Below are 24364 nucleotides of genomic sequence, written 5' to 3'. Positions count from 1 at the left end.
TGCCGCCCGATGCCGTGCGTTGCAGGCGGCGGGCGGTCTTGTTGGAAAGTGCTTTATTACCAATGTATTACGACATCGATGGGCGGCCGCGCCGACTGCCCATGCAGCATAGGCCGGGAATGAAAATATGTCGACGGAATATTGCCGGTGCTATTGCAGCGGCAGCCGTGGCGAGGCGCCGCGGGTCACACCTGGCAGAGCAGGCCCTTGAGGTATTCGCCTTCCGGCACCGCCAGGGCGATGGGATGGTCCGGACCGGCCGCCAGGTGGCGCAGGATGCGGGCATCCACGCCGGCGTCGAGGGCGGCGCCGGCGATGATCTTCTGGAACAGCTCGTTGCCGATGCCGCCGGAGCAGGAGTAGGTGAACAGCAGGCCGCCCGGATTGAGCAGGCGAAAGCCCAGCAGGTTGATGTCCTTGTAGGCCCGGGCTGCCCGGTCGGCGTGGGCGGCGGAAGGGGCGAACTTGGGCGGGTCGAGCACGATCAGGTCGAACTTGCGCTCGGCCTTGCGCAGCTCGCGCAGGGCGGTGAATACGTCGGCTTCCCACCATTCGGCCCGGGCGGCATCCAGCTGGGGATTGAGGGTCACGTTGCGTTTGGCCGTCTCCAGGGCCGGGCCGGAGGAGTCGATGGAGAGCACGGAGGCGGCCCCGCCGGCCAGGGCCTGGAGGGAAAAGCCGCCGGTGTAGCAGAAGCAGTTGAGCACGCTCTTGCCCGCCGCCAGGGCGCCGGTGAGCAGGCGGTTTTCCCGCTGGTCCAGGTAGAAGCCGGTCTTGTGGCCGCCCACCACATCCACCAGCAGGCGCACGCCGTTCTCCATGATGGAGAGATCGCCGGCCGGGGCCTCGCCGTGGAGCCAGCCGGTGACCGGCTCCAGGCCTTCGAGGCGGCGTACGTCCGAATCGGAGCGCTCGTAGATGCGGGCGCAGCCGGTGGCCTGGACCAGGGCATTGACGATGGCCTTGCGCCACTTCTCGCCGCCGGCCGAGGTCAGCTGCAGGGAGAGGGTGTCGCCGTACTGGTCGCAGACGACCCCGGGCAGGCCGTCGGATTCGCCGTGCAGCAGGCGCACGCCTTCCTCGTTCTTCAACTCCGGCAGGTTGCGGCGCCGGGCCACGGCCTCGGCGATGCGGCGCTTGAAGAAGACGTCGTCGATGGTCTCGTTTTCATTGAAGGTCCACACCCGGGCCCGGATCTGGGAATCGGGGCTGTAGGCGGCCCGGGCCAGGAACTTGCCGTCGTCGGCCAGCACCTCCACCGTGTCGCCGGGCCGGGCCTTGCCCTTGAGCCGGCCGACGGAGCCGGCAAAGATCCAGGGATGGCGGCGCAGCAGGGAGCGTTCCTTGCCGGGGAAGAGGATGAGCTGGGACATGGGCAGACCTTGCAAAGCGGCGCCGCGGCGGCGGCAAAGGTGCGCAGTGTACCGGGCGATGCCGTACGGCGCCACGGCCCGCGCCGATAGGGGCGGTCAGGCGGCCAGTCAGGCCTCGACGGCGGAGCCGGCGCCGTAGGTGACGGCCGCGGCGGCCATGCCGATGAGCAGCTGGCGCATGCCGGCCCGGCCCGGATGGCGGCCGGTGAAAATGGAAATGGCGGCGCCGATGAGGAACAGCCCGAGGGCGCTGGCCACGGCGCTGCCCATGACGGCGGCCCTGCCCTGGAGGAACAGCAGGGGCAGGATGGGAATGAGGGCGCCCACCAGGAACACGGCGAAGGAAGCCAGGGCGGCAGTGCCGGCCGAGCCCCCCAGGTCGTCCGGGTTGATGCCCAGTTCTTCCCGGGTCAGGGTGTCGAGGGCCGTCTCCTGGTTCTGGATGACCCGGGCGGCAATGGCGGCGGCCTCCTCGGCGGTGAAGCCCTTGGCCTGGTAGATGAGGGCCAGCTCGGCCTGCTCCTCCGCCGGCACTTCGGCCAGCTCCTCCGCTTCGGCGGCGATCTGGTGGGCGTACATTTCCCGGCTGCTCTGCACCGAGATCCATTCGCCCATGGCCATGGAGCAGGCGCCGGCCAGCATGCCGGCCAGGCCGGTGGCGAGCATGGCCGTATTGGAGAACTGGGCGCCGGCCACCCCCATGACCAGGCTGAGGGTGGAGACGAGGCCGTCGTTGGCACCAAGCACGGCGGCCCGCAGGGCATTGCCGCCGCCGGCGCCGTGGCGCCCTTCCAGGCGGGCATAGGCGCCGCCGTCCCAGCGGCCGCCGTTGCCCATGGAGGTGAGGCGGAAGAGCAGGCGGGCGTGGGCCCGCTCCTGGGCCGGCAGGTCGGTGTGGCGGGATTCCCGCTGGTCGTCGTAGCTGGTCTGGTCCAGGCTTTCCCGGGCCGCCACGGTGGGCAGGACGCTGGCGGCTCCCAGGTGCCGGGCCAGCCAGATGAGGATGCGGGCGCGCCAGGTGGGACCCAGGTTCGGGGCCGGCTGCCCGGCCCGCTCCTGGCGGCGTTGCCAGAACTGGGCATGGGCCGCCTCGGCGGCGGCCAGGCGGCGGTAGATGGCGGCCAGTTCCGGCTTGGTTTCCGCCTCGGCCATGGCCTGGTAGAGGGCGGCGCTGTCCACCTCGCCCTGCTGGTTGCGCCGGTAGCGGCTCAGGTCCTGGCGTGGATCGGGCTTGGCCATGGCCTTACTTGCGCTTGGCCCGGGGATGGGCGGTGTCGTATACCTGGGCCAGGTGCTGGAAATCCAGGTGGGTATAGACCTGGGTCGAGGCGATGCTGGCATGGCCGAGCATCTCCTGCACCGCCCGCAGGTCGCCGGAGGACTGCAGCACGTGGCTGGCAAAGGAGTGGCGCAGCATGTGGGGATGCACGTGGCTGGGCAGGCCGGCCAGCAGGGCCCGGCGGGAGAGGCGCTGCTGGATGATGCCGTGGGCGATGCGCCGGCCCCGGGCGCCGACGAAGAGGGCCTTCTCCTCCGGCCGGGCCAGCTCGGGCCGCCGTGCCATCCAGGCGGCCAGGGCCTGCCGCGCCTTGCTGCCGACGGGCACTACCCGCTCCTTGTCCCGCTTGCCGTGGACCCGGACTTCGCCGCCGCCGATGTCGGTCAGGGCATCCACATCCAGCTCGGCCAGTTCCGCCAGGCGCAGGCCGGAGGAATAGAACAGCTCGAACATGGCCTGGTCCCGTAGCTCCTGGGGATCGTCCGGATCGATGGAGGTTTCCAGCAGGCGGGCCGTCTCGTCCGGCGACAGGGTGCGGGGCAGGGCCTTGGGGCTCTTGGGCGGCCGCACCCCTTCGCAGGGATTGTGGCCGGCGTGGCCGTGGCGGCCGAGCCAGCGGTAGAAGACACGCCAGGCCGACAGGCTGCGGGCCAGGGATCGGCCCGCCAGGCCGCGGCCGTGGAGCAGGCCGACGAAGCGGCGGATGTGGTGGGACTGCAGTTCGCCCAGGCCCGGGCTGCCCGGCAGTTCGGCGGCCAGGGCCAGGAGCTTGCCCAGGTCCCGGCGGTAGTTGCTGACGGTGTGGGGCGACTGGCGACGCTGGGTCGCCAGTTCGTCGAGGAAGGCTCCGGCGAGGCTGTGGCCGTCCATGGAGCCCGCCTTGCCTAGTGGCGCAGGGCCCGGCCGATGGCGGCGGAGACGATCTCGCCCAGCCGTTCCAGGTAGAGGGTGCCCATGTCGGCGTAGAAGCGGTCCATGCTCTCGCTGCCCATGGCGATCATGCCGAAGGTGCCGCCGCCGTTGCGCAGGGCCACCAGGGCCTGGGAACGGATGTGGGCGGAGGTGTCGCCGAACCAGGTGGAAGTCTCGAAGCCGGAGGTGGAGCCGCAGTAGGGCCGGCCTAGGGTTTCGGCGAAGACCTGCAGTTCCTCGGAGACGGCGGCGAACTCGGGCAGCTCGCCCACGCCTTCCGGCTGGTCCCACAGGCGCAGGGCCACGTGGGGGATGGCGAAGTCTTCCTTGAGGTGGAAATCCAGGATGTGGATCACCGCCTGGAAGGTGGTGGCGGCCACCAGGGCCACCGCCAGCCGGTGCATCTTTTCACTGATGGCATCGTTGGCTTCGCCGAAGCCGAGCAGTTCGGCCATCTTGCCTTCCAGGGCCTTGTTCTTGTCGCGCAGGGTGAGCATCTGCCGCTCGGTGATGGAGATGGCCCGGCCCCCGTGGGGGTGGGGAATCACCAGCCGGGAAATGAGGTCGGCGTGCTCTTCGAAGAACTGGGGGTTGTGTTCCAGGTATTCGGCCACGTCGGCGCCGGAGAGGCGCGGGGTTTGGATGTCGCTCACAGTTCGATTTCTCCGCTAAAGACGGTGACGGCCGGGCCGGTCATGTGCACCGGGGTGCCGGGGCCGTTCCAGGCAATGCTCAGTTCGCCGCCCCGGGTGCTGACGCGCACCGGGGAATCCAGCAGGTCGCGGCTGATGCCGGCCACCACGGCGGCGCAGGCGCCGGTGCCGCAGGCCAGGGTCTCGCCGGCGCCCCGCTCGTAGACCCGCAGGCGCACGCTGTGCCGGTCTACCACCTGCAGGAAGCCGGCATTGACCCGCTGGGGAAAGCGCGGGTGGGATTCGATCATGGGGCCCTGGATGGCCACCGGCGCCGTATCCACGTCTTCCACCACCTGCACGGCGTGGGGATTGCCCATGGAGACGGCGGTGATGGCCACCTCCTGGTCGCCCACCTGCAGGGGCTGGATCACCGCGTCGGTGGGGGAAACGAAGGGGATGCGGTCCGGTGCGAAGACGGGCTTGCCCATGTCCACGGTAACGTTGCCGTCGGCCTCCAGGCGGGGGCTGATGATGCCCGACTTGGTTTCCACCTTGATTTCCCGCTTGTCGGTGAGGCCCTGTTCGTGCACGAAGCGGACGAAACAGCGGGCGCCGTTGCCGCACTGCTCCACTTCGCTGCCGTCGGCATTGAAGATGCGGTAACGGAAATCGACGCCGGCCTGGCCGGGCTTTTCCACCAGCAGGATCTGGTCGCAGCCGACGCCGAAGTTGCGGTCGGCGAGGAAGCGCAGCTGGGCCGGGGTGAGGGTGATGTTCTGGCGCACGCCGTCGAGCACGACGAAGTCGTTGCCCAGTCCGTGCATCTTGGTGAATTCGAGTTTCATGGCGTTGGCCTGCGTGCTTTCAAGCGAGGGACCGGGCCATTATAAAGTCATCCATGACAAAGCCGTTGCCGATCTCGACGCAGACCGACTCCCGTACTTCGAAGCCGTTCTTGCGGTAGGCGGCGATGGCCTGGGCGTTGTTCTTGTTCACCGCCAGGATCAGGTGCTTGCCGCCCCGGGACCGGCAGCGTTGGGCCACGTGCTGCAACAGGGCGCTGCCGACGCCCTGGCGCTGGGCCTCGGGATGGACGTAGAGCTTGTCCAGCTTGAATTCGGCCGGGGTGGCGGTGGCCTGGGTGGCGGCGAAGCCGAGGCGGCGGGCGCCGACGAAGGCCTGGTCCCACCAGATGTCGGGGCGGGCCAGCTCTTCCAGCAGGCGGGGTGCGCCGTAGCGCTGGCCCAGCATGTAGTCGATCTGGGCCTGGCTGATGATGTCCCGGTAGGCAAGCTGCCAGACCGTGCGGGCCAGTTGGGCGATGGCGCCCACCTCTTCCCGGGCGACGGGGCGGATCAGGGGGATGGACGGTGCGGAGGAGGGCATGGCGGGTCTTTCGCGGTGCTGCTCAGTAGAAACGGGCTTCGCCTGGGGGCCGGGTCTTGAAGCGCTTGTGTACCCAGTAGTACTGCTCCGGGATGCGCCGTACCTCCGACTCGATGAAGGCATTGACGCGGCGGGTATCGGCTGTGACGTCGCCGCTGGGGTAATGTTCCCAGGCCGGCAGCAGGCGCACCCGGTAGCCGCGGGGTGTCATCTCGGCGATGCAGGGCACCACCCGGGCCTTGCCCAGGGCGGCGAGGCGGGCGACGCCGGTGATGGTGGCGGCGGGGATGCCGAAGAAGGGCACGAAGATGGCGTCCCGGGGGCCGAAGTCCATGTCCGGCAGGTAGTAGAAGGGCCGCCCTTCGGCCAGGGCCTTCACCACTTTGCGCATGCCGTCCTGGCGGGAGAGCAGGTTGGGCGTGTTGAAACGCATGCGGCCGGCGTAGAGGGCGGCGTTGAAGTGGGGGTTCTTCTGCTGGGAATAGACCGAAAGCATGGGACGGTCCCGGGTCAGGGCGCTCCAGCCCGCATCCAGGCCGAGGAAATGGGGCGTCAGGACCAGGGTGGGGGCGCCGTCCCGGGGCAGGTTGTCCCAGCCTTCAACCTGGATCAGGTGTTGCAGCCGGGCCGGGGAGGCGTGCCAGAGCAGGGCCCGGTCCAGGAAGGACTGGCCGAAGGCGACAAAATGGCGCCGGGCCAGCCGCCGGCGATCCCCTTCGCCAAGTTCGGGAAAGCACAGGGCCAGGTTGGTGTGGGTGACCCGCCGCCGTTCGGCGCCGAGCAGGTACAGCAGGTAGCCGAAGGCGGCGCCCAGGGCCCGCAGCAGGGGCAGGGGCAGGAAGTGGCAGAGCCAGAGCAGGGCCAGGGCGAGGCGGGTCACCGGCAGTCCTCCGCTGCTGTCGGCGCCGGTTCGGCGCCCCGGGGGCGCTTGTAGCGGTTGTAGCCCCACAGGTACTGGCTCGGGCACTGGCGGATCAGGGTTTCCAGCTCCCGGTTGATCTGGGCCGCCCGGGCCACCGTGTCGCCCGTCAGGGGCTGGGTCGGCGCCTGCAGGTGCAGGTGGTAGCCGCGGCCGTGGGGCAGGCGCTCGCCGTAGGCGAAGATCACCCGGCCGCCGGCTTCCGAAAGGCGGGCCGCCAGGGTCATGGTGTAGGCGGGGCGGCCGAAGAAGGGCAGCCATTTGCCTTCGCCGGCACTGGGGGCCTGGTCCGGCAACAGGCCCACCGCCTCCTTGCGCTTCAGGGCCCGGATCAGGGCCCGTACGCCGGAAAGGTCGGCCGGGGCCAGCTTCAGGTGCTCGCCCCGGGCCCGGCCGGCGGCGATGATGCGGCCCAGCCACTCCAGCTTGGGCGGGCGGAAGAGCACGGTGATGGGGGCTGCTGGCCGGGCCCGGACCGCCTGGCGGGCATAGTACTGGGCGGTGATCTCGAAGCAGCCCAGATGGGGAGTGAGGAAGATGATGCCTTCGTCCTCCGCCCAGGCCGCCTCCACCAGCTCCCAGCCGCTCACCTGCACCACCCTGGCCGCCACTTCCTCCAGGGGGCGCAGCCAGACCTTGGGCAGTTCCAGGACGCCCTTGCCCGCCTCCCGGGCAATGGCCGGGATCAGGTCCGTGGCGGCGTCGGCCGGGTAGGCCAGGGCCAGATTTTGCTGCAGGTGGGAGCGGTAGGTGGCGGACAGGCGGTACACCAGGCGCCCGAGCAGGGCGCCCAGGGCGTGGAGCCAGGCCAGAGGGAGGCAGGCGAGGAGGCGGAAGAGAAGGCTCAAGGGGTGGGCTCGCGGAACGTATTTTTGATGGCGCTCAAATTGCCGGGAGCGACGGGTTTGACCCGGGGCCGGCGAAAAAATAGAATTATCGGCCGCCGAGTTAATCAGGACAACTTGCAGGGCGGTTCACAAATACTGCTAAAGCGTCGCCTGCTCTCCCCCGGAGCCGGTCGCGCCGGTCAAGTAATACGGGGAATTCTTTAGGAGCAGTACATATGGCTGAATACTTCTTTACCTCGGAATCCGTTTCCGAAGGCCATCCCGACAAGGTCGCCGACCAGATCTCCGATGCCATCCTGGACGCCATCCTGGCCCAGGACAAGCATTCCCGCGTCGCCGCCGAGACCCTTTGCAACACCGGTCTGGTGGTTCTGGCGGGCGAGATTACCACCAATGCCAACGTGGATTACATCCAGGTGGCCCGGGACACCATCAAGCGCATCGGCTACGACAACACCGAATACGGCATCGACTACAAAGGCTGCGCCGTGCTGGTGGCCTACGACAAGCAGAGCCCGGACATTGCCCAGGGTGTGAACAAGGCCTACGACGACAACCTGGGCCAGGGCGCCGGCGACCAGGGCCTGATGTTCGGCTACGCCTGTGACGAAACCCCGTCCCTGATGCCCCTGCCGATTTTCCTCTCCCACCGTCTGGTGGAGCGCCAGGCCCTGCTGCGCAAGGACGGCCGCCTGCCCTGGCTGCGTCCCGATGCCAAGTCCCAGGTCACCATCCGCTACGTGGACGGCAAGCCCGACTCCATCGACACTGTGGTGCTGTCCACCCAGCACGCCCCGGACATGAGCCTGGAAGCCATCCGGGAAGCCACCATCGAGGAAATCATCAAGCCGGTGCTGCCCAAGGAACTGATCAAGGGCGACATCAAGTACCTGGTGAACCCCACCGGCCGCTTCGTCGTCGGCGGTCCCCAGGGCGACTGCGGCCTCACCGGCCGCAAGATCATCGTGGACACCTACGGCGGTGCCGCGCCCCACGGCGGCGGCGCCTTCTCCGGCAAGGATCCCTCCAAGGTGGACCGTTCCGCCGCCTACGCCGGCCGCTACGTGGCCAAGAACATCGTCGCCGCCGGCCTGGCCAGCAAGTGCCTGGTGCAGGTCTCCTACGCCATCGGCGTGGCCGAGCCCACCTCCATCATGGTGGAGACCTTCGGCACCGGCAAGGTGAGCAACGAGACCCTGACCGCCCTGGTGCGCAAGCACTTCGACCTGCGTCCCAAGGGCATCGTGAACATGCTCGACCTGCTGCGTCCCATCTACGAGAAGACCGCCGCCTACGGCCACTTCGGCCGCGACGAGCCGGAATTCACCTGGGAAGCCACCGACCGCGCCGCCCTGTTGAAGAGCGACGCCGGCCTCTAAGCCCGGCCGCAGTCGTCACAGGCCCGTCCCCTGCCGGGGGCGGGCTTTTTTATTGCCCGCAGATCGGGGGGCGGCGCGGGCCGCGCCTTACGGTGCCTGTCACCCTCCTGTAACATCCCCCTTGAGAACACAGCCGTACCGACATAAATAAAAACGAGGGAGAACGCCATGCCGGTCCAACTCATCGAGACCACTCCGTCCGCCTATTCCTACCCGCTGCTGATCAAGCATCTGCTGCACACCCCCCTGGCCCATGCGCCGGACCAGGAAATCGTCTACCGGGACAGCGTCCGCTACACCTACCGCACCCTGCAGCAGCGCATCGGCCGCCTGGCCAACGCCCTGGCGGCCCTGGGGGTGGAGCCCGGCCATACGGTGGCCATGATGGACTGGGACAGCCACCGCTATCTGGAATGCTTCTTCGCCGTGCCCATGATGGGCGCCGTGCTGCAGACGGTGAATGTGCGCCTGACGGCGGAGCAGATGCTGTACACCCTGAACCATGCCCGGGCCGACGTGGTGCTGGTGAACAGCGAGTTCTTTCCTTTGCTGCAGGCCATGGCGGAGCGCCTGGAGAGCGTCAAGACCTTCGTCCTGATCCACGGCGACCATGAGAATCCGGAGAAGATGCAGGCCCCCGTCTCCTTCGCCGGGGAGTACGAAGAGCTGCTGGCCGCTGCCGCCACCGATTACGACTTCCCCGACTTCGACGAGAACGCCAAGGCCACCACCTTCTACACCACCGGCACCACGGGCCTGCCCAAGGGTGTCTATTTCAGCCACCGGCAACTGGTGATGCACACCATGGGCGCGGCCACCGGCCTCGGCACCGCGCCGGTACAGGGCCGCCTGCACCGGGACGATGTGTACATGCCCATCACCCCCATGTTCCACGTGCATGCCTGGGGCCTGCCCTACGTGGCCACCATGCTGGGCCTGAAGCAGGTCTACCCGGGACGTTACCAGCCCGAGGTGCTGTTGCGATTGAAGGCCCGGGAGCGGGTCACCTTCTCCCACTGCGTGCCCACCATCCTGCACATGCTGCTCAACCACGCCCTGGCCAGGGAGACGGACCTGTCCGGCTGGAAGGTCATGATCGGGGGCTCCGCCCTGCCCCAGGCCATGGCGGTGGCGGCCCTGGAAAAGGGGATCGACGTCTTCACCGGCTACGGCATGTCGGAGACCTGTCCCATCCTGTCCGTGGCCCACTTGCCCACGGCCAAGCTGCAGGCCCCCCTGGCCGAGCAGGCCGCCCTGCGCGCCCGTACCGGCCTGCCCCTGCCCCTGGTGGACCTGCGCATCGTCGATCCGGAAATGCGGCCCCAGCCCCACGACGGTCAGGCCGTCGGCGAACTGGTGGTGCGCTCCCCCTGGCTGACCCAGGGCTACCTGAAGGATCCGGCGGCGGCCGAAGAGCTGTGGGGTGGGGGCTACCTGCACACCGCCGACATCGGCAACATCGACGCCAACGGCTCCATCCAGATCACCGACCGCATCAAGGACGTGATCAAGACCGGTGGCGAGTGGACCTCTTCCCTGCAGCTGGAGGACATCATCGGCCAGCATCCGGCGGTGCACGAGGTGGCGGTGATCGGGGTCAAGGACGAGAAGTGGGGCGAGAGGCCTCTGGCCCTGGTGGTACTGAAGCCGGAAATGGAAGGCCAGGTCACCGAGCACGCCATCCGCAACCATGCCGCCCACTTGGCGGAAACCCTGGGAGTCTCCCGCTACGGGGTGCTGATGCAGGTTTCCTTCGTCAAGACCTTGGCCCGTACCAGCATCGGCAAAATCAACAAGCGTTTCATGCGGGAAAACCTGGAGGCCGCCAAGGCTGCCCAGCCCTAGTTCCTCCGTCCCCGGCCCTGGGGTGATTCCCAGGGGCGGGGGGAATTTCCGCAATTCGCCTTCCCCTGGGCATAAAATGGAGGTTTGCCGCCTCCTGCCTGTCCCCCATGCTCAAGAAAATCCATGTCGAACAACTGCGTGTCGGCATGTATCTCAAATCCTTCTGTGGCGCCTGGATCGATCATCCGTTCTGGCGCAACTCCTTCGTCCTGAAGGACCCGGAGGACATCCGCGCCATTCGCGCCAGCTGTATCACCGAAGTCTGGATCGATGCCGGCAAGGGGCTGGACGTGGAAGCCGGCGAGGTGGCCATCAGCGAGACCGAGTCCGAGGCCCTGGTGGCCGAGGAACAGGTGCGGGAGGCCCAGGCCACCCGTTCCCTGGAGCGCACCAGCACCGCGGTGGAGATGCAGCGGGCGGCGAAAATCTGCAACAGCGCCAAGAAGGCCGTGGTGTCCATGTTCCAGGAGGCCCGCATGGGCAAGGCCGTGGATGCGGAGCAGGCCCAGGTGTTGGTGGAGGAGATCGCCGATTCCGTGGCCCGTAATCCCGGCGCCCTGATCAGCCTGGCCCGCCTGAAGACGGCCGACGATTACACCTACATGCACTCGGTCGCCGTCTGCGCCCTGATGGTGGCCCTGGCACGCCAGCTCGGCCTGGACGAGCAGCAGACCCGTCTGGCGGGCCTGTCCGGCCTGCTGCACGACATGGGCAAGGCCTTCATCCCGGCCGAAATCCTCAACAAGCCGGGCAAGCTGACCGACGAAGAATTTGCGGTCATCAAGACCCACCCCGCCGAAGGGCACAAGGTCTTGCTGGAAGGCAAGGGGGTGCCGCCGGAGGCGCTGGACGTCTGCCTGCACCACCACGAAAAGATGAACGGCGGCGGCTACCCCAAGGGCCTCAAGGGTGACGAGATCAGCCTGCTGGCCAAGATGGGGGCGGTCTGCGACGTCTATGACGCCATTACCTCCAACCGCCCCTACAAGGCCGGCTGGGACCCGGCCGAATCGATCAAGAAGATGGCCGAGTGGGCCGACGGGCATTTCGATCCCCGGGTCTTCCAGGCCTTCGTCAAGAGCCTGGGCATCTACCCCATCGGCTCCTTCGTCCGCCTCGAATCGGGGCGGCTGGGGGTGGTGGTGGAGCAGAGCGAGAAGTCCCTGCTGGCGCCCCGGGTCAAGGTCTTCTTTTCCACCAAGTCCAATGCCCATATTGCGCCGGAGTTGCTGGACCTGTCCCGTCCCGGCGTGCACGACAAGATCGCCGGCCGGGAGGACCCGGCCAAGTGGGGCATCCGCAACGTGGACGAAATCTGGAGCACGGCGGCGGCCTGAGCCCGGTGCGGGGGGGCGGCCGGGGAATTTCCCCGACCGGTATTTCCGTCTATAATCCGCCACTTCCGAGGAGCGCTGCGAGGCCGGCAAGGTCCCAGGCTCGGATGTCTGCCCCGCCAGGGGAGACCAGTTTCAACGGCGCTCACCTTTACAACCCTGCCGGGCGCAGGGGGCCAGGTGAGCCCTGCTATCGCACTCCCTCCCCTCCCCGGCCACAGTTCTTAAGGAGCACTGCTGTGGCTGAATTCAAAGATTACGTGATCGCCGACCTGGGCCTGTCCGCCTGGGGCCGCAAGGAAATCAAGATTGCCGAGACCGAAATGCCCGGTCTCATGGCCATCCGCGAGGAGTACGCCAAGAGCCAGCCCCTGAAGGGCGCTCGCATCACCGGCTCCCTGCACATGACCATCCAGACCGCGGTGCTGATCGAGACCCTGGTGGCCCTCGGTGCCGAAGTGCGCTGGGCTTCCTGCAACATCTTCTCCACCCAGGATCACGCCGCTGCCGCCATCGCCGCTGCCGGCATCCCCGTCTTCGCCGTCAAGGGCGAGACCCTGACCGAGTACTGGGACTACACCCACCGCATCTTCGAATGGGCCGACGGTGGCTATTCCAACATGATCCTGGACGACGGCGGCGATGCCACCCTGCTGCTGCACCTGGGCGCCAAGGCCGAGAAGGACATTTCCGTCCTGGCCAAGCCCGGTTCCGAAGAAGAGACCATCCTCTTCGCCGCCATCAAGGCCAAGCTGGCCCAGGACCCCACCTGGTACTCCGTGCGTCTGGAAAAGATCAAGGGCGTTACCGAAGAGACCACCACCGGCGTGCACCGCCTGTACCAGATGCATGCCCGCGGCGACCTCAAGTTCCCCGCCATCAACGTGAACGATTCCGTCACCAAGTCCAAGTTCGACAACCTCTACGGTTGCCGCGAATCCCTGGTGGACGGCATCAAGCGCGCCACCGACGTCATGGTGGCCGGCAAGATCGCCGTGGTCTGCGGCTACGGCGACGTGGGCAAGGGTTCCGCCCAGGCCCTGCGCGCCCTCTCCGCCCAGGTCTGGGTCACCGAGATCGACCCGATCTGCGCCCTGCAGGCCGCCATGGAAGGCTACCGCGTCGTCACCATGGAATACGCTGCCGACAAGGCCGACATCTTCGTCACCACCACCGGCAACTTCCACGTCATCACCCATGACCACATGGTGAAGATGAAGAACAACGCCATCGTCTGCAACATCGGCCACTTCGACAACGAAATCGACGTCGCTTCCCTGGAACAGTACCAGTGGGAAGAGATCAAGCCCCAGGTCGATCACGTCATCTTCCCCGACGGCAAGCGCATCATCCTGCTGGCCAAGGGCCGCCTGGTGAACCTGGGCTGCGCCACCGGCCACCCCAGCTACGTGATGAGCTCCTCCTTCGCCAACCAGACCATCGCCCAGATCGAGCTGTTCACCAAGACTGCCGATTACCCGGTGGGTGTCTACACCCTGCCCAAGCACCTGGACGAGAAGGTGGCCCGCCTGCAGCTGAAGACCCTCAACGTGCAGCTGACCACCCTCACCCAGCAGCAGGCCGACTACATCGGCGTGCCCGTGCAAGGCCCCTACAAGGCCGACCACTACCGCTACTAAGCCGTAGCCGGGCCGTCTCCCTTGCCGGAGGCGGCCTGCAGACGATGGGTCGGGACCCGCCATGTCCATGAACTCGTTCCACAGCCGCAGTTCCCGTCCGCCACCCAAGGTGCGCCAGGAGGCGGTGCCCCACGTCCGCAAGGGCGTGCGCGCCGATGTGCTGCTGGTGGAACAGGGCCTGGCCGCCTCCCGCGCCCTGGCCCGGGACCTGATCAGTCAGGGCTGGGTCCGGGGACCCGTCGGCCTCATCACCAAAGCTTCCCAGGAATTGCCGCCCGGTACCCGGCTGCAGTTGCTGGAGGAAAGGCAGACGCCATGAACGACAAGACGTTCAGTATCGAATTCTTTCCGCCCCAGACGGCGGAAGGCGTGGAGAAGCTGCGCCTGGTGCGGGACAAGCTGGCGGCCCTGAAGCCGGCCTTCTTCTCCGTCACCTACGGCGCGGGCGGTTCCACCCGGGAGCGTACCTTCTCCACCGTGCGCGAAATCGTCGCCGCCGGCCTGGATGCGGCGCCCCACCTGTCCTGCATCGGCTCCTCCCGGGAGTCCATCCGCGGCATCCTGGCCGAGTTCCAGGGCGAGGGCATCCGTCGCGTGGTGGCCCTGCGCGGCGACCTGCCCTCCGGCATGGCCGACCCGGGCGAATTCCGCTACGCCAACGAGCTGGTGGAGTTCATCCGGGCCGAGACCGGCGATCACTTCCATATCGAAGTGGCTGCCTATCCGGAATGGCATCCCCAGGCCCGTAGCGCCGACGACGACCTGCAGGCTTTCGTGCGCAAGGTCAATGCGGGAGCCAATTCCGCCATCACCCAGTACTTCTACAACGCCGACGCCTACTTCCATTTCGTGGATGCGGTGCGGGCCGCCGGGGTGACCATCCCCATCGTCCCGGGGATCATGCCCATTGCCAGCTTTGCCAAGCTGGCCCGCTTCTCCGATGCCTGCGGCGCCGAAATCCCCCGCTGGATGCGCAAGAAGTTCGAAGGCTTCGGCGACGATGCCGATTCCATCAAGGCCTTCGGCCTGGATGTGGTCACCGAGCTGTGCCAGAAGCTGCTGGCCGGCGGCGCCCCGGGGCTGCATTTCTATTCCATGAACCAGTCCGGCCTGACCAGTGAGATCTGGCAGCGTCTGGGGCTCGGCAACCGCTGAGCCGGCCGCTGGCGGCGTACCCCCCGGGGGCGCTGTGCAAAGGTCAGGGGCAACCCCCGCGCCGTGGCGGCCGGGGGTTTTTCTTTGCCGGCGCGGAGACGGCCATGGAGGTTTTGTTCTGGCGGCGAGGCTCGTACAATGGAACTGTCGATTTACATAACAACCCAGTGTGGAGCGTCATCATGTTTCCTGAATACCGCGACCTGATTTCCCAACTCAAGACCAGCGACCGCCACTTCCAGAATCTCTTCCAGAAGCACAACGAGATCGACCAGAAGGTCAAGAACATGGAGTCCCGCATCGAATCCGGCTCCCCGGAGCAAATCGAAGCCCTGAAGAAGGAAAAGCTGGCGCTGAAGGACGAGATTTACGCCGTGCTGAAGAAGGCCAGCGCCACGGTCTGAGCTTCTCTCCGGCCCCGCCGGGGCCATCCGGCAATGAAAACGCCCGCTGCTGCAGCGGGCGTTTTTGTTTGGTGCGGGCGGGCGCGCGGCCTGGCCGTCGCGACAGCCTAGTGCTGCAGGATCTTGGCCAGGAACTGCTGGGCCCGCTCCGAGTGGGGCTTGCCGAAAAAGTCGTCCTTGGCCGCATCCTCGACGATGCGGCCCTGGTCCATGAAGATCACCCGGTGGGCCACCTTGCGGGCAAAACCCATTTCGTGGGTGACGCACATCATGGTCATGCCTTCCTGGGCCAGTTCCACCATCACATCCAGCACCTCGTTGATCATTTCCGGGTCCAGGGCCGAGGTGGGTTCGTCGAAGAGCATGCAGATGGGGTCCATGGCCAGGGCCCGGGCGATGGCCACCCGCTGCTGCTGGCCGCCGGAAAGCTGGCCCGGATGCTTGTGCGCATGGGCCTTGAGGCCCACCCGGTCGAGCAGCTTGAGGCCCTTGTCCGTGGCCTCCTCCCTGCTGCGGCCCAGCACCTTGACCTGGGCGATGGTCAGGTTGTCGGTGATGGTCATGTGGGGAAACAGCTCGAAGTGCTGGAACACCATGCCGACGTGGGAACGCAGCTTGGAGAGGTTGGTCCTGGGATCGCCGACGGAAGTGCCATTCACCACAATGTCGCCCTGCTGGAAGGGTTCCAGTCCATTGACGCACTTGATCAGGGTGGACTTGCCCGAACCCGAGGGGCCGCAGACCACCACCACCTCGCCCTTCTTCACCTCGGTGGTGCAATCGGTCAGCACCTGGAACTGGCCGTACCACTTGGAAACGTTCTTGATCTCGATCATTTGATGAACCTCGCTTGCAGGTGCTTCACCAGGCGGGAGACGGTGAAGCAGATGACAAAGTAGGCGGCGCCGGCGAAGAGCAGCAGTTCCACCAGTCTGCCGTCTCGGTCGCCGACCTTGTAGGCGGTGCCGAAGAAGTCCGAGAGGCCGATCACGTAAACCAGGGAGGTGTCCTGGAAGAGGATGATGGCCTGGGTCAGGAGCAACGGAATCATGTTGCGGAAGGCCTGGGGCAGCACCACCAGGCGCATGGTCTGGCCCGGCGTCAGGCCCAGGGCCAGACCGGCGGCGACCTGCCCCTTGGGCACGCTCTGGATGCCGGCCCGGATGATTTCCGAATAGTAGGCGGCCTCGAACAGGGCGAAGGCCACCAGGGCGGAGACCAGGCGGATATCGCCGATATCCTGGCCGAAGAGGCCCTTCAGGGCCTGGGGCACGATCAGGTAGAACCACAGGATGACCATCACCAGGGGTACTGAGCGGAACAGGTTCACGTAGCCGGCGGCAAGGAAGGACAGCAGTCTGTTGCTGGACAGCCGGGCCACCGCGAGCAGGGTGCCCCAGCCGATGCCGACGACGATGGCGGTGAGGGTCACTTCCAGGGTCACCAGCAGGCCCTTGCCGAGCAGGGGCAGGGCGCCGGGAATGGAGCTCCAGTCAAATTCGTACATGGCTCACTTGCCTCCGATAAAGCCTGGGACCCGGACTTTTTCTTCCAGGCGGCGCATGAGGAACATCACGGTGACGTTGATGCAGACGTAGAGCAGGGTTACGGCGATGAAGGCTTCGTAGGGCTGGGCCGTGTAGTCCACCAGTTGCTGGGCCTGGCGCGACAGTTCGATGAGGCCGATGGTGGTGGCCACGGCCGAGTTCTTGAAGATGTTGAGGAATTCGGAGGTCAGGGGCGGCACGATGATGCGGAAGGCCATGGGCAGCAGCACGTGGCGATACACCTGGGCCAGGGTGAAGCCCATGGCCAGGCCGGCGTTCCTCTGGCCCCGGGGCAGGGATTCGATGCCGGCACGCACCTGCTCGGCGACGCGGGCGGCAGTGAACAGGCCCAGGCAGAGCATGGCGGCGAGAAACTGCTGCAGCAGCGGGTCGGATTGCTTGTAGGCGTTGCCCAGGGCCGGGGGCAGCAGTTCGGGCAGGACGAAATACCAGGAGAACAGCTGCACCAGGAGAGGCACGTTGCGGAAACACTCGACGTACACCGCGGCGAAGCCGGACAGCCAGCGGTTGGGCACGGTGCGCAGGACGCCGACGATGGAGCCCACCACCAGGGCGATGACCCAGGCGGAAAGGGACAGGGCGACGGTCCATTGCAGGCCGGTGAACAGCCAGCCCAGGTAGGTCGTTTCCCCCGAGGGGACAGGGGTGAGGAAGACCGACCAGTTCCAGTTGTAGTTCATGATGGAACCCCGACGGGAAGAGGGAGAAGGAGGCGGAGGGGCATCGCCCTTCCGCCTTGCCGATCAGACCCGGCTTACTCGTAGGCCTTGTCGTTGGGAGCCTTGTAGAGGGCCTTCATGTCGTCGGAAAGCGGCATGTTGAGGTTGAGCCCCTTGGGCGGAATGGGGTTCATGAACCACTTGTTGTAGATCTTCTCCGCCTCGCCGGAGGTCATGGCCTTGGTCAGGGCCGCATCCACCACCTTTTTGAAGCCGGCATCGTCCTTGCGCAGCATGCAGCCGTAGGCTTCCTTGGACTGGGCGGTGCCGACCACGACCCAGTCGCCCGGACGCTTGGCCTTGGCCATTTCGCCGTAGAGCAGGGCGTCGTCCATCATGAAGGCGACGGCGCGGCCGCTTTCCAGGGTGAGGAAGGATTCGCCGTGGTCCTTGGCCGAGATGATGTTCATCTTCATCTGCTTTTCCTCGTTCATCTTGCGGATGAGGCGTTCGGAAGTGGTGCCGGCGGTGGTTACCACGTTCTTGCCGGCGAGGTCGGGGAAGTCCTTCACGCCGGCGTCCTTCTTGGCCATGAGGCGGGTGCCGATGACGAAGATGCTGGTGGAGAAACCGACCTGCTTCTGCCGTTCCAGGTTGTTGGTGGTGGAGCCGCACTCCATGTCCACCGTGCCGTTCTGCAACAGGGTGATGCGGTTGGCCGAGGTGACCGGCATCAGCTTGACGTCCAGCTTGGCCAGCTTCAGTTCGGCCTTGATGGCGTCCACCGCCTTCAACATCATTTCGTGGGAATAGCCGATGACCTGCTGCTTGTCGTCATAGTAGGAAAAGGGGATGGAGGATTCCCGATGGCCCAGGGTGATGGAGCCGGTGTCCTTGATCTTCTTCAGGGTGGGGGATTCCTGGGCCAGCACCGGGGCGGCACAGAGGGCGGAACCAATGACGGCAGCGGCTGCCAGGGTCAGGGTCTTGCGCATGGGCATCTCCTTGCAGGGGTGGGTTGGACCGCAGGGGCACAGCGCCGATTGCAGCACAAGGCGGCCCGTCTGACCAGAGGAGTTTCCCCTAGGCCAGGCCTAGGCGGGCTTGCGCTTGCTGCGGCTGACCAGCAGGACGCCGGCCAGGACCAGGCCGGCGCCGGCCAGCTGGGCGGCGGAGACGGGCTCCTGCAGCAGCCACCAGCTGAAGAAGATGGTGAGGACGGGCCCCAGAGTGCCGATCAGCACCGACCGGGCGGCACCGATGCGGCGGATGGCGGCGGATTGCCAGAGGATGGGCAGCACCGTGGAGAAAAGGGCCATGGCGGCGCCGTAGAGATAGATGGGCAGGGGTTGCACCAGGGCGGAGAGGGGCTGGGTGGCGAAGAAGTGCAGCTGGGTGGCGGTGGTGGATACCAGCATGGCCAGGGCGGCGAAGCGGGCCGAGCCGAGGCGGCGGATGGCCGGTTCGGCCCCGGCGCTGTAGATGGCGTAGGTGAGGGCCGAGCCGAAGACGAAGGCGGCACCGGTGAGCAGGGTGGCGACGTCGCCGCCCAGTTGCAGGTCGTGGGCGAAGGCCAGGCCGATGCCGGCGTAGGACAGCAGCAGGGCGCCCACCTGGCGCTTCTCCAGGGACTGGCCCATGAACAGCACGCCGATGAGCACGGTCAGGGTCGGATAGGTGAACAGGATCAGCCGTTCCAGGCCGGCCGAGATGTACTGCAGGCCGAGGAAGTCGAGCATGCTGGAGGCGTAGTAGCCGAGGACGCCGAGCACCACCAGGGTGCCCCAGTCGCGCCGCGTCAGGGGGATGGCATTGCCGGCGGTGAAGCCGATCCAGAGGAAGGCGGGCAGGGAAAAGACCATGCGCAGGGAGAGCAGGGTGACGGCATCCACCGGGGCGGCAGCATAGGCCAGCTTGACGAAGATGGCCTTGAAGGAGAAGCCGAACGCCGCCAGGACGGCCAGGGCGACGCCGATGCGGTCGGAGTTCCAGTGTTTCCAGGGCATGGATTTCGATTCGGGCAAGACGAAGTGTTTGGATTTTCAGCCCCCGCCAAAGCTGGAACAATTGGTAAACTCCCAAGCAAGCCTTCGTCAAAGCCGAAACCTTCCATGCGCTACGATCTCGTCGACCTGAAACTGTTCCTGGCCGTGGCGGAGGAGCGCAACCTCACCCGGGGCGCCGAGAAGGCCCATCTGGCGCCCTCCTCCGCCAGCCACCGCATCCGTCAGCTGGAGGACGCCCTGGGCACGCCCCTGCTCACCCGCCAGGCCCGGGGCGTGGCCCTGACCCGGGCCGGCGAATCCCTGCTGCGCCACGCCCGGGAAGTGTTTGCCCAGCTGGAGCAGATGCATGCCGACCTGGCGCCCTACGCCCAGGGCATCCGCGGCCACGTCAGCCTGTGGGCCAATACCCACGCCACCCACACCTTCCTGCCCATGGACCTGGCCGGTTTCCTGCGGGACCATCCCCAGGTCAGCGTCACCCTGGAGGAGCACACCAGCCCCCATATCGCCCTGGCCGTGGCCGGCGGCGAAGTGGAAGTGGGGGTGGTGGCGGGCCATGTGGAAAGCTCCGGGGTGGAACTGCTGCCCTACCGCCAGGACCGCCTGGTGCTGGTAGTGCCCGCCGGTCATCCCCTGGAAGCCCGTCGCGACGAGCCTGCCGGGCTGGGTTTCGGTGCCGTGCTGGACTACCCTTTCGTCATGCTCCACGCCGGCAGCGCCATCCACACCTTCACCATGAATGCGGCGGCGGCCCAGGGACGCCACCTCAACGTGCGCATCCAGGTGCGCAGTTTCGGCGCCGTGCTGCGCATGGTGGGAGCCGGCGTCGGCATCGGCCTGGTGCCCCGGTCGGCCCTGGTCTTCGCCGACCGGGAACGGCCGCCCACGGTACTGGAACTGTCCGAGCCCTGGGCCCGGCGCGACCTGCAGATCTGCGTCCGCAACCGGGCGAGCTTGTCCGGCTTCGCCGTCGCCCTGGTGGATGCCCTGGCGAAAAGCGCCGAGGCCTGAACCCCCCGCCCCGGATGCTGTCCCAGACACAACCTCTCTAGCCGACTGCCCGTCATGCCCAACCGCCTCGCCGCAGAAACCTCCCCCTACCTGCTGCAGCACGCCGACAACCCGGTGGACTGGTATCCCTGGGGCGAAGAGGCGCTGGCCCGGGCCCGGGCGGAGAACCGGCCGATCCTGCTCTCCATCGGCTACTCGGCCTGCCACTGGTGCCATGTCATGGCCCATGAGTGCTTCGCCGATGCAACCGTGGCGGCGGAGATGAACCGCCTCTTCATCAACATCAAGGTGGACCGGGAGGAGCGCCCCGACCTGGACCAGGTCTACCAGACCGCCCACCAGATGCTGGTCGGCCGCCCCGGCGGCTGGCCCCTGACCATGTTCCTGACGCCGGACGCCATGCCCTTCTTCGGCGGCACCTATTTCCCGCGGGAACCCCGTCACGGCCTGCCGGCCTTTGTCGAAGTGCTGCACAGCGTGGCCCGGGCCTTTACCGAGAAGCAGTCGGAGATTGCCGAGCAGGGCCGAACCATGCGCGAGGCCTTCGGCAGCACCCTGCCCCGGGCGGTGCGGGGCGAGCCCCTGTTCAATGCGGACCCCCTGGCCCAGGCCGTGGCGGAGCTGGACACCAACTACGACCGGCGCCGTGGCGGCTTTGGCGGCGCCCCCAAATTTCCCCGGCCTGCCGCCCTGGACTTCCTCCTGCGCCGCCATGCCGCCACCGGCGATCCCCACGCCCGGGGCATGGCCCTGACGACCCTGGAACGGATGGCCGAGGGCGGCATCCACGACCACCTGGGCGGCGGCTTCTATCGTTACAGCGTCGATGCCCAGTGGAGCATTCCCCACTTCGAGAAGATGCTCTACGACAACGCCCAGCTGCTTCACCTCTACGCCGAAGCCTGGGCCCTGAGCCGCAAACAGGTGTTCCGCCAGGCAGCCGAGGGCATCGTCGCCTGGCTGCAGCACGAAATGGCGCTGCCCGGCGGGGCCTTCGCCGCCGCCCTGGATGCGGACAGCGAGGGCGAGGAAGGCCGCTTCTACCTATGGACCGCCCGGGAGGTCCATGCCCTGCTGCCGCCCCAGCAATGGGATGTGGCTTCCATCCACTGGGGCCTGGATGGTCCGCCCAATTTCGAGGATGCCGAATGGCACCTGCGCCAGGTGCAGCCCCTGGAGCAGGTGGCCGAACGCCTGCGCCTGACGCCCGGCGAGGCGCGCCAGCAGCTGGAAGGGGCCCGGCACACTCTGCTGGCGGCCCGCAACGAGCGCATCCGCCCAGGGCGGGACGACAAGGTGTTGACCGGCTGCAACGCCCTGGCCATCAAGGGTCTGGCCCGGGCCGCCCGGGCCTTCGGCCGGCCCGAATGGCTGGGCCTGGCCTGCGGGGCGGCCGATTTCCTGCAGCGTGAGCTCTGGCGGGACGGGCGGCTGCTGGCCGCCTGGAAGGATGGCCGGGCCCGGCTGCCGGCCTATCTGGACGACCATGCCTTCCTCCTGGAGGCCATGCTGGAGTTGCTCCAGGCCGGCTGGCGCGATGCCGACTACCGCTGTGCCGTGGCCCTGGCCGACGCCCTGCTGCAGCACTTCGAGGATCGGGAGGAAGGCGGCTTCTTCTTCACCGCCCACGACCATGAGACCCTGATTTACCGCACCAAGCCGGTGGAGGACCATGCGACGCCGTCGGGCAACGGCGTTGCCGCCTTTGCCCTGGGGCGCCTGGCCCTGCTTAGCGGCGAGCCCCGCTATGCCGCCGCCGCCCGCCGCGCCCTGGCCCTGTTCCTGCCCGACCTGCGCCAGCATCCCGGCGCCCACCCGGGCCTGCTCAATGTCCTCGGCGACGAGCTGAGCCCCCCGGCCCTGGCCGTGCTGCAGGGACCGGCCGCGGAGCTGGCCCGCTGGCAGGACGAAATCGGCCGCCTGCCGGCGCCCTGGCTGCTCGCCGTGGCCCCTACGGGCGGGGACGAACGGCCGCCCCCCTTGCGCAAACCGGAGACGGAACGTGTCAACGCCTGGGTCTGTGCCGGCGTTACTTGCTTGCCACCCATCGACGGCCTGGAAGCCCTGCTTGGCATGTTGGCCAAACCGTTGAAAGTGCATTAACATCCCCGCGCTACACAGCATATTCACCATTCTCACTACGGAGCGAGAGCATGAAAGCGATTTACGTGTCCCTGCTGGCCGCCGCTGGCCTCCTGATCAACGGCGCTGCCCAGGCTGACGAAGCCCTGGCCAAGGCCAAGAACTGCATGACCTGTCACCAGATCGCCACCAAGGTGGTGGGCCCCGCCTACAAGGACGTGGCCAAGAAGTACGCCGGCGACAAGGCTGCCGAAGGCAAGCTGGCCGAGAAGATCCAGAAGGGCGGCAGCGGCGCCTGGGGCACCGTGCCCATGCCCCCCAACAACGTGACCCCGGACGAAGCCAAGAAGCTGGCTCACTGGGTCCTGAGCCTGAAGTGAGCCGTTAAGGTCTCGCTGACGAAAAGCCAACCTCCGGGTTGGCTTTTTTATTGTCTGCAATCCGTCCGGAGGCCCGCGCCGACCTTGTATCCTGCATATTGACAAGGGCGGGGGGCGCCCTGAGAATCATTCGCTGTATCTTGTTCCCCAACACCGTCATCCGTTATAAGCCCGAGAGGAGTTTCCGTTATGCGCATGAACAGCATTCCCGGCACCATCCTGGCCCTGGCCGCCGCCATTTCCCTGATCGGTTGCGGCAACAAGGAAGAACCCGCACCCCAGGCCGCCCCGGCTGCAGCTCCTGCCGCCAAGCCCGAGATCACCGTCAAGATCGGCCATGCCTCTCCCCTCACCGGCCCCCAGGCCCACATCGGCAAGGACAACGAATACGGCGCCACCCTGGCCATCGAGGAACTGAACGCCAAGGGCCTGGAGATCGGCGGTGCCAAGGTCAAGTTCGAACTCATTTCCGACGACGACCAGGCCGACCCCAAGCAGGGCACCACCGTGGCCCAGAAGTTCGTCGACGCCAAGGTTAACGGCGTCATCGGCCACCTCAACTCCGGTACCACCATCCCGGCCTCCAAGATTTATTTCGATGCCGGCATTCCCCAGATTTCCGGCTCCGCCACCAACCCCACCTACACCAAGCAGGGCTTTGCCACCGCCTTCCGCGTCATGGCCAACGACGAGCAGCAGGGCAAGGCCCTGGCCCAGTTCGCCGCCAAGACCCTGGCGGCCAAGAGCGTTGCCATCATCGACGACCGTACTGCTTACGGCCAGGGCCTGGCCGACGAGTTCAAGAAGGCCGCCGAAGCTGCCGGCCTCAAGGTGGTGGCCAGCGAGTACACCAATGACAAGGCCACCGACTTCAAGGCCATCCTGACCAAGATCAAGTCGAAGAAGCCGGACCTGATCTTCTACGGCGGCATGGATCCCCAGGGCGGCCCCATGGCCAAGCAGATGAAGGAGCTGGGGCTGAAGGCCAAGTTCCTCACCGGCGACGGCGGCTGCACGCCCAACTTCATCACCCTGGCCGGCGCCGCCGCCGAAGGCCAGTACTGCTCCCTGCCCGGCGTGCCCCTGGACAAGATGCCCGGCGGCACCGTCTTCAAGGACAAGTTCGTCGGCAAGTTCAAGACCGAAATCCAGCTCTACGCGCCCTATGTCTACGACGCCACCATGGTCCTGGTGGATGCCATGAAGCGGGCCAATTCCGTGGAGCCGGCCAAGTACCTGCCGGAGATCGGCAAGACCAGCTTCCAGGGCGTCACCGCCAAGATCGGCTTCGACGAGTTCGGCGACCTGAAGGACGGCGCCATTTCCTTCTACGAGTACAAGGGCGGCAAGATCGAGTACGTGGAAACCCTGGGCGGCACTCCCGAGGCGGCGCCGGCAGCGGCTCCTGCCGAAGCGCCGGCAGCGGCTGCACCGGCCGCCGCGGCTCCCGCTTCCGCTTCCGCTCCTGCCGCTGCGGCTGGCGAGAAGAAGTAAGCCGCTCCTAGCCAACCTCCCCATTGCAAACGGCGCCCTATGGCGCCGTTTGCAT

24 protein-coding genes and 1 riboswitch are annotated in these 24364 nt (G+C 67.0%); of the genes, 11 read left to right on the top strand and 13 right to left on the bottom strand.

What is annotated here, in order from left to right; genetic code table 11:
* Nucleotides 1–185: 185 nt before the first annotated feature.
* From AC3QLZ_RS10140 to AC3QLZ_RS10105, 8 genes are all read right to left on the bottom strand, one after another.
* Complete coding sequence (locus tag AC3QLZ_RS10140; protein ID WP_014235764.1) at nucleotides 186–1373, bottom strand: class I SAM-dependent rRNA methyltransferase; 1188 nt, start codon at nucleotides 1371–1373, stop codon at nucleotides 186–188.
* A 108-nt stretch (nucleotides 1374–1481) separates the two neighbouring features.
* A complete protein-coding gene (locus AC3QLZ_RS10135) occupies nucleotides 1482–2612 on the bottom strand; it encodes a VIT1/CCC1 transporter family protein (protein ID WP_492783244.1) in 1131 nt (376 codons plus the stop codon).
* A gap of 4 nt (nucleotides 2613–2616) precedes the next feature.
* On the bottom strand, nucleotides 2617–3522 hold the full coding sequence (xerC, locus tag AC3QLZ_RS10130) for a tyrosine recombinase XerC (protein WP_014235762.1): 906 nt from the start codon (nucleotides 3520–3522) through the stop codon (nucleotides 2617–2619).
* 14 nt (nucleotides 3523–3536) lie between these two features.
* Entirely contained in the window at nucleotides 3537–4217 is a 681-nt protein-coding gene (locus AC3QLZ_RS10125; protein WP_014235761.1) for a DUF484 family protein, read from the bottom strand.
* Nucleotides 4214–5044 (bottom strand): diaminopimelate epimerase, encoded by an 831-nt coding sequence (dapF, locus tag AC3QLZ_RS10120; protein ID WP_014235760.1) that lies wholly within the window; start codon nucleotides 5042–5044, stop codon nucleotides 4214–4216. The genes AC3QLZ_RS10125 and dapF overlap by 4 nt, the downstream gene beginning before the upstream one ends.
* Nucleotides 5045–5063: 19 nt before the next feature.
* Entirely contained in the window at nucleotides 5064–5585 is a 522-nt protein-coding gene (locus tag AC3QLZ_RS10115; protein ID WP_014235759.1) for a GNAT family N-acetyltransferase, read from the bottom strand.
* Between the two features lie 22 nt (nucleotides 5586–5607).
* Nucleotides 5608–6465, bottom strand: a complete 858-nt coding sequence (locus tag AC3QLZ_RS10110; RefSeq protein ID WP_014235758.1) for an LpxL/LpxP family acyltransferase — start codon at nucleotides 6463–6465, stop codon at nucleotides 5608–5610.
* Complete coding sequence (locus AC3QLZ_RS10105) at nucleotides 6462–7352, bottom strand: lysophospholipid acyltransferase family protein (protein ID WP_014235757.1); 891 nt, start codon at nucleotides 7350–7352, stop codon at nucleotides 6462–6464. The genes AC3QLZ_RS10110 and AC3QLZ_RS10105 overlap by 4 nt, the downstream gene beginning before the upstream one ends.
* A gap of 215 nt (nucleotides 7353–7567) precedes the next feature.
* On the opposite strand from AC3QLZ_RS10105, the gene metK reads away from it, so the two are divergent.
* The 7 genes from metK to AC3QLZ_RS10070 all read left to right on the top strand — a co-directional run bounded on the left by metK (nucleotide 7568) and on the right by AC3QLZ_RS10070 (nucleotide 15109).
* Nucleotides 7568–8731, top strand: a complete 1164-nt coding sequence (gene metK, locus AC3QLZ_RS10100) for a methionine adenosyltransferase (RefSeq protein WP_014235756.1) — start codon at nucleotides 7568–7570, stop codon at nucleotides 8729–8731.
* 168 nt (nucleotides 8732–8899) lie between these two features.
* Entirely contained in the window at nucleotides 8900–10576 is a 1677-nt protein-coding gene (locus tag AC3QLZ_RS10095; protein WP_014235755.1) for a fatty acid--CoA ligase, read from the top strand.
* 107 nt (nucleotides 10577–10683) lie between these two features.
* Nucleotides 10684–11913: a cyclic di-GMP phosphodiesterase gene (locus AC3QLZ_RS10090; protein WP_014235754.1), complete on the top strand. Its 1230-nt coding sequence runs from the start codon at nucleotides 10684–10686 to the stop codon at nucleotides 11911–11913.
* A 61-nt stretch (nucleotides 11914–11974) separates the two neighbouring features.
* Nucleotides 11975–12064, top strand: a riboswitch (S-adenosyl-L-homocysteine riboswitch).
* Nucleotides 12065–12149: 85 nt separating this feature from the next.
* On the top strand, nucleotides 12150–13550 hold the full coding sequence (gene ahcY / locus AC3QLZ_RS10085) for an adenosylhomocysteinase (protein ID WP_014235753.1): 1401 nt from the start codon (nucleotides 12150–12152) through the stop codon (nucleotides 13548–13550).
* Nucleotides 13551–13611: 61 nt separating this feature from the next.
* Nucleotides 13612–13869, top strand: a complete 258-nt coding sequence (locus AC3QLZ_RS10080) for a S4 domain-containing protein (protein WP_014235752.1) — start codon at nucleotides 13612–13614, stop codon at nucleotides 13867–13869.
* On the top strand, nucleotides 13866–14705 hold the full coding sequence (metF, locus tag AC3QLZ_RS10075) for a methylenetetrahydrofolate reductase [NAD(P)H] (protein WP_014235751.1): 840 nt from the start codon (nucleotides 13866–13868) through the stop codon (nucleotides 14703–14705). Before AC3QLZ_RS10080 ends, metF begins: the two co-directional genes overlap by 4 nt.
* A 182-nt stretch (nucleotides 14706–14887) precedes the next feature.
* The gene (locus tag AC3QLZ_RS10070; protein WP_014235750.1) at nucleotides 14888–15109 is read left to right on the top strand and encodes an HP1242/YdcH family protein; all 222 of its coding nucleotides are present in this window, start codon (nucleotides 14888–14890) and stop codon (nucleotides 15107–15109) included.
* 107 nt (nucleotides 15110–15216) lie between these two features.
* Here AC3QLZ_RS10070 and AC3QLZ_RS10065 read toward each other — a convergent pair whose 3' ends face one another.
* From AC3QLZ_RS10065 to AC3QLZ_RS10045, 5 genes are all read right to left on the bottom strand, one after another.
* Nucleotides 15217–15945, bottom strand: a complete 729-nt coding sequence (locus AC3QLZ_RS10065; protein ID WP_014235749.1) for an amino acid ABC transporter ATP-binding protein — start codon at nucleotides 15943–15945, stop codon at nucleotides 15217–15219.
* Nucleotides 15942–16616: a glutamate/aspartate ABC transporter permease GltK gene (gltK, locus tag AC3QLZ_RS10060; protein ID WP_014235748.1), complete on the bottom strand. Its 675-nt coding sequence runs from the start codon at nucleotides 16614–16616 to the stop codon at nucleotides 15942–15944. Before gltK ends, AC3QLZ_RS10065 begins: the two co-directional genes overlap by 4 nt.
* Nucleotides 16617–16619: 3 nt before the next feature.
* Nucleotides 16620–17357, bottom strand: coding sequence for an amino acid ABC transporter permease (locus tag AC3QLZ_RS10055; protein ID WP_014235747.1), 738 nt, complete (start codon nucleotides 17355–17357; stop codon nucleotides 16620–16622).
* 74 nt (nucleotides 17358–17431) lie between these two features.
* Nucleotides 17432–18331 carry a glutamate/aspartate ABC transporter substrate-binding protein gene (locus tag AC3QLZ_RS10050; RefSeq protein ID WP_014235746.1) on the bottom strand — a complete coding sequence of 300 codons (900 nt, stop codon included), beginning with the start codon at nucleotides 18329–18331 and terminating at the stop codon, nucleotides 17432–17434.
* Nucleotides 18332–18430: 99 nt separating this feature from the next.
* Nucleotides 18431–19342: a DMT family transporter gene (locus tag AC3QLZ_RS10045; protein ID WP_014235745.1), complete on the bottom strand. Its 912-nt coding sequence runs from the start codon at nucleotides 19340–19342 to the stop codon at nucleotides 18431–18433.
* A gap of 105 nt (nucleotides 19343–19447) precedes the next feature.
* Here AC3QLZ_RS10045 and AC3QLZ_RS10040 point away from each other — a divergent pair, with 105 nt between their 5' ends.
* The 4 genes from AC3QLZ_RS10040 to AC3QLZ_RS10025 all read left to right on the top strand — a co-directional run bounded on the left by AC3QLZ_RS10040 (nucleotide 19448) and on the right by AC3QLZ_RS10025 (nucleotide 24309).
* The gene (locus tag AC3QLZ_RS10040) at nucleotides 19448–20353 is read left to right on the top strand and encodes a LysR family transcriptional regulator (protein WP_014235744.1); all 906 of its coding nucleotides are present in this window, start codon (nucleotides 19448–19450) and stop codon (nucleotides 20351–20353) included.
* Between the two features lie 54 nt (nucleotides 20354–20407).
* Complete coding sequence (locus AC3QLZ_RS10035; RefSeq protein WP_014235743.1) at nucleotides 20408–22456, top strand: thioredoxin domain-containing protein; 2049 nt, start codon at nucleotides 20408–20410, stop codon at nucleotides 22454–22456.
* A gap of 50 nt (nucleotides 22457–22506) precedes the next feature.
* On the top strand, nucleotides 22507–22815 hold the full coding sequence (locus AC3QLZ_RS10030; RefSeq protein ID WP_014235742.1) for a c-type cytochrome: 309 nt from the start codon (nucleotides 22507–22509) through the stop codon (nucleotides 22813–22815).
* A 189-nt stretch (nucleotides 22816–23004) separates the two neighbouring features.
* Nucleotides 23005–24309, top strand: coding sequence for a branched-chain amino acid ABC transporter substrate-binding protein (locus tag AC3QLZ_RS10025; RefSeq protein WP_014235741.1), 1305 nt, complete (start codon nucleotides 23005–23007; stop codon nucleotides 24307–24309).
* The last annotated feature ends 55 nt before the right edge of the window (nucleotides 24310–24364 follow it).

Source organism: Azospira sp. MPR-LB4 (assembly GCF_058809525.1).
Note: the sequence above shows the minus strand (reverse complement) of the source record. Positions and strands in the feature narration are given on the sequence as shown.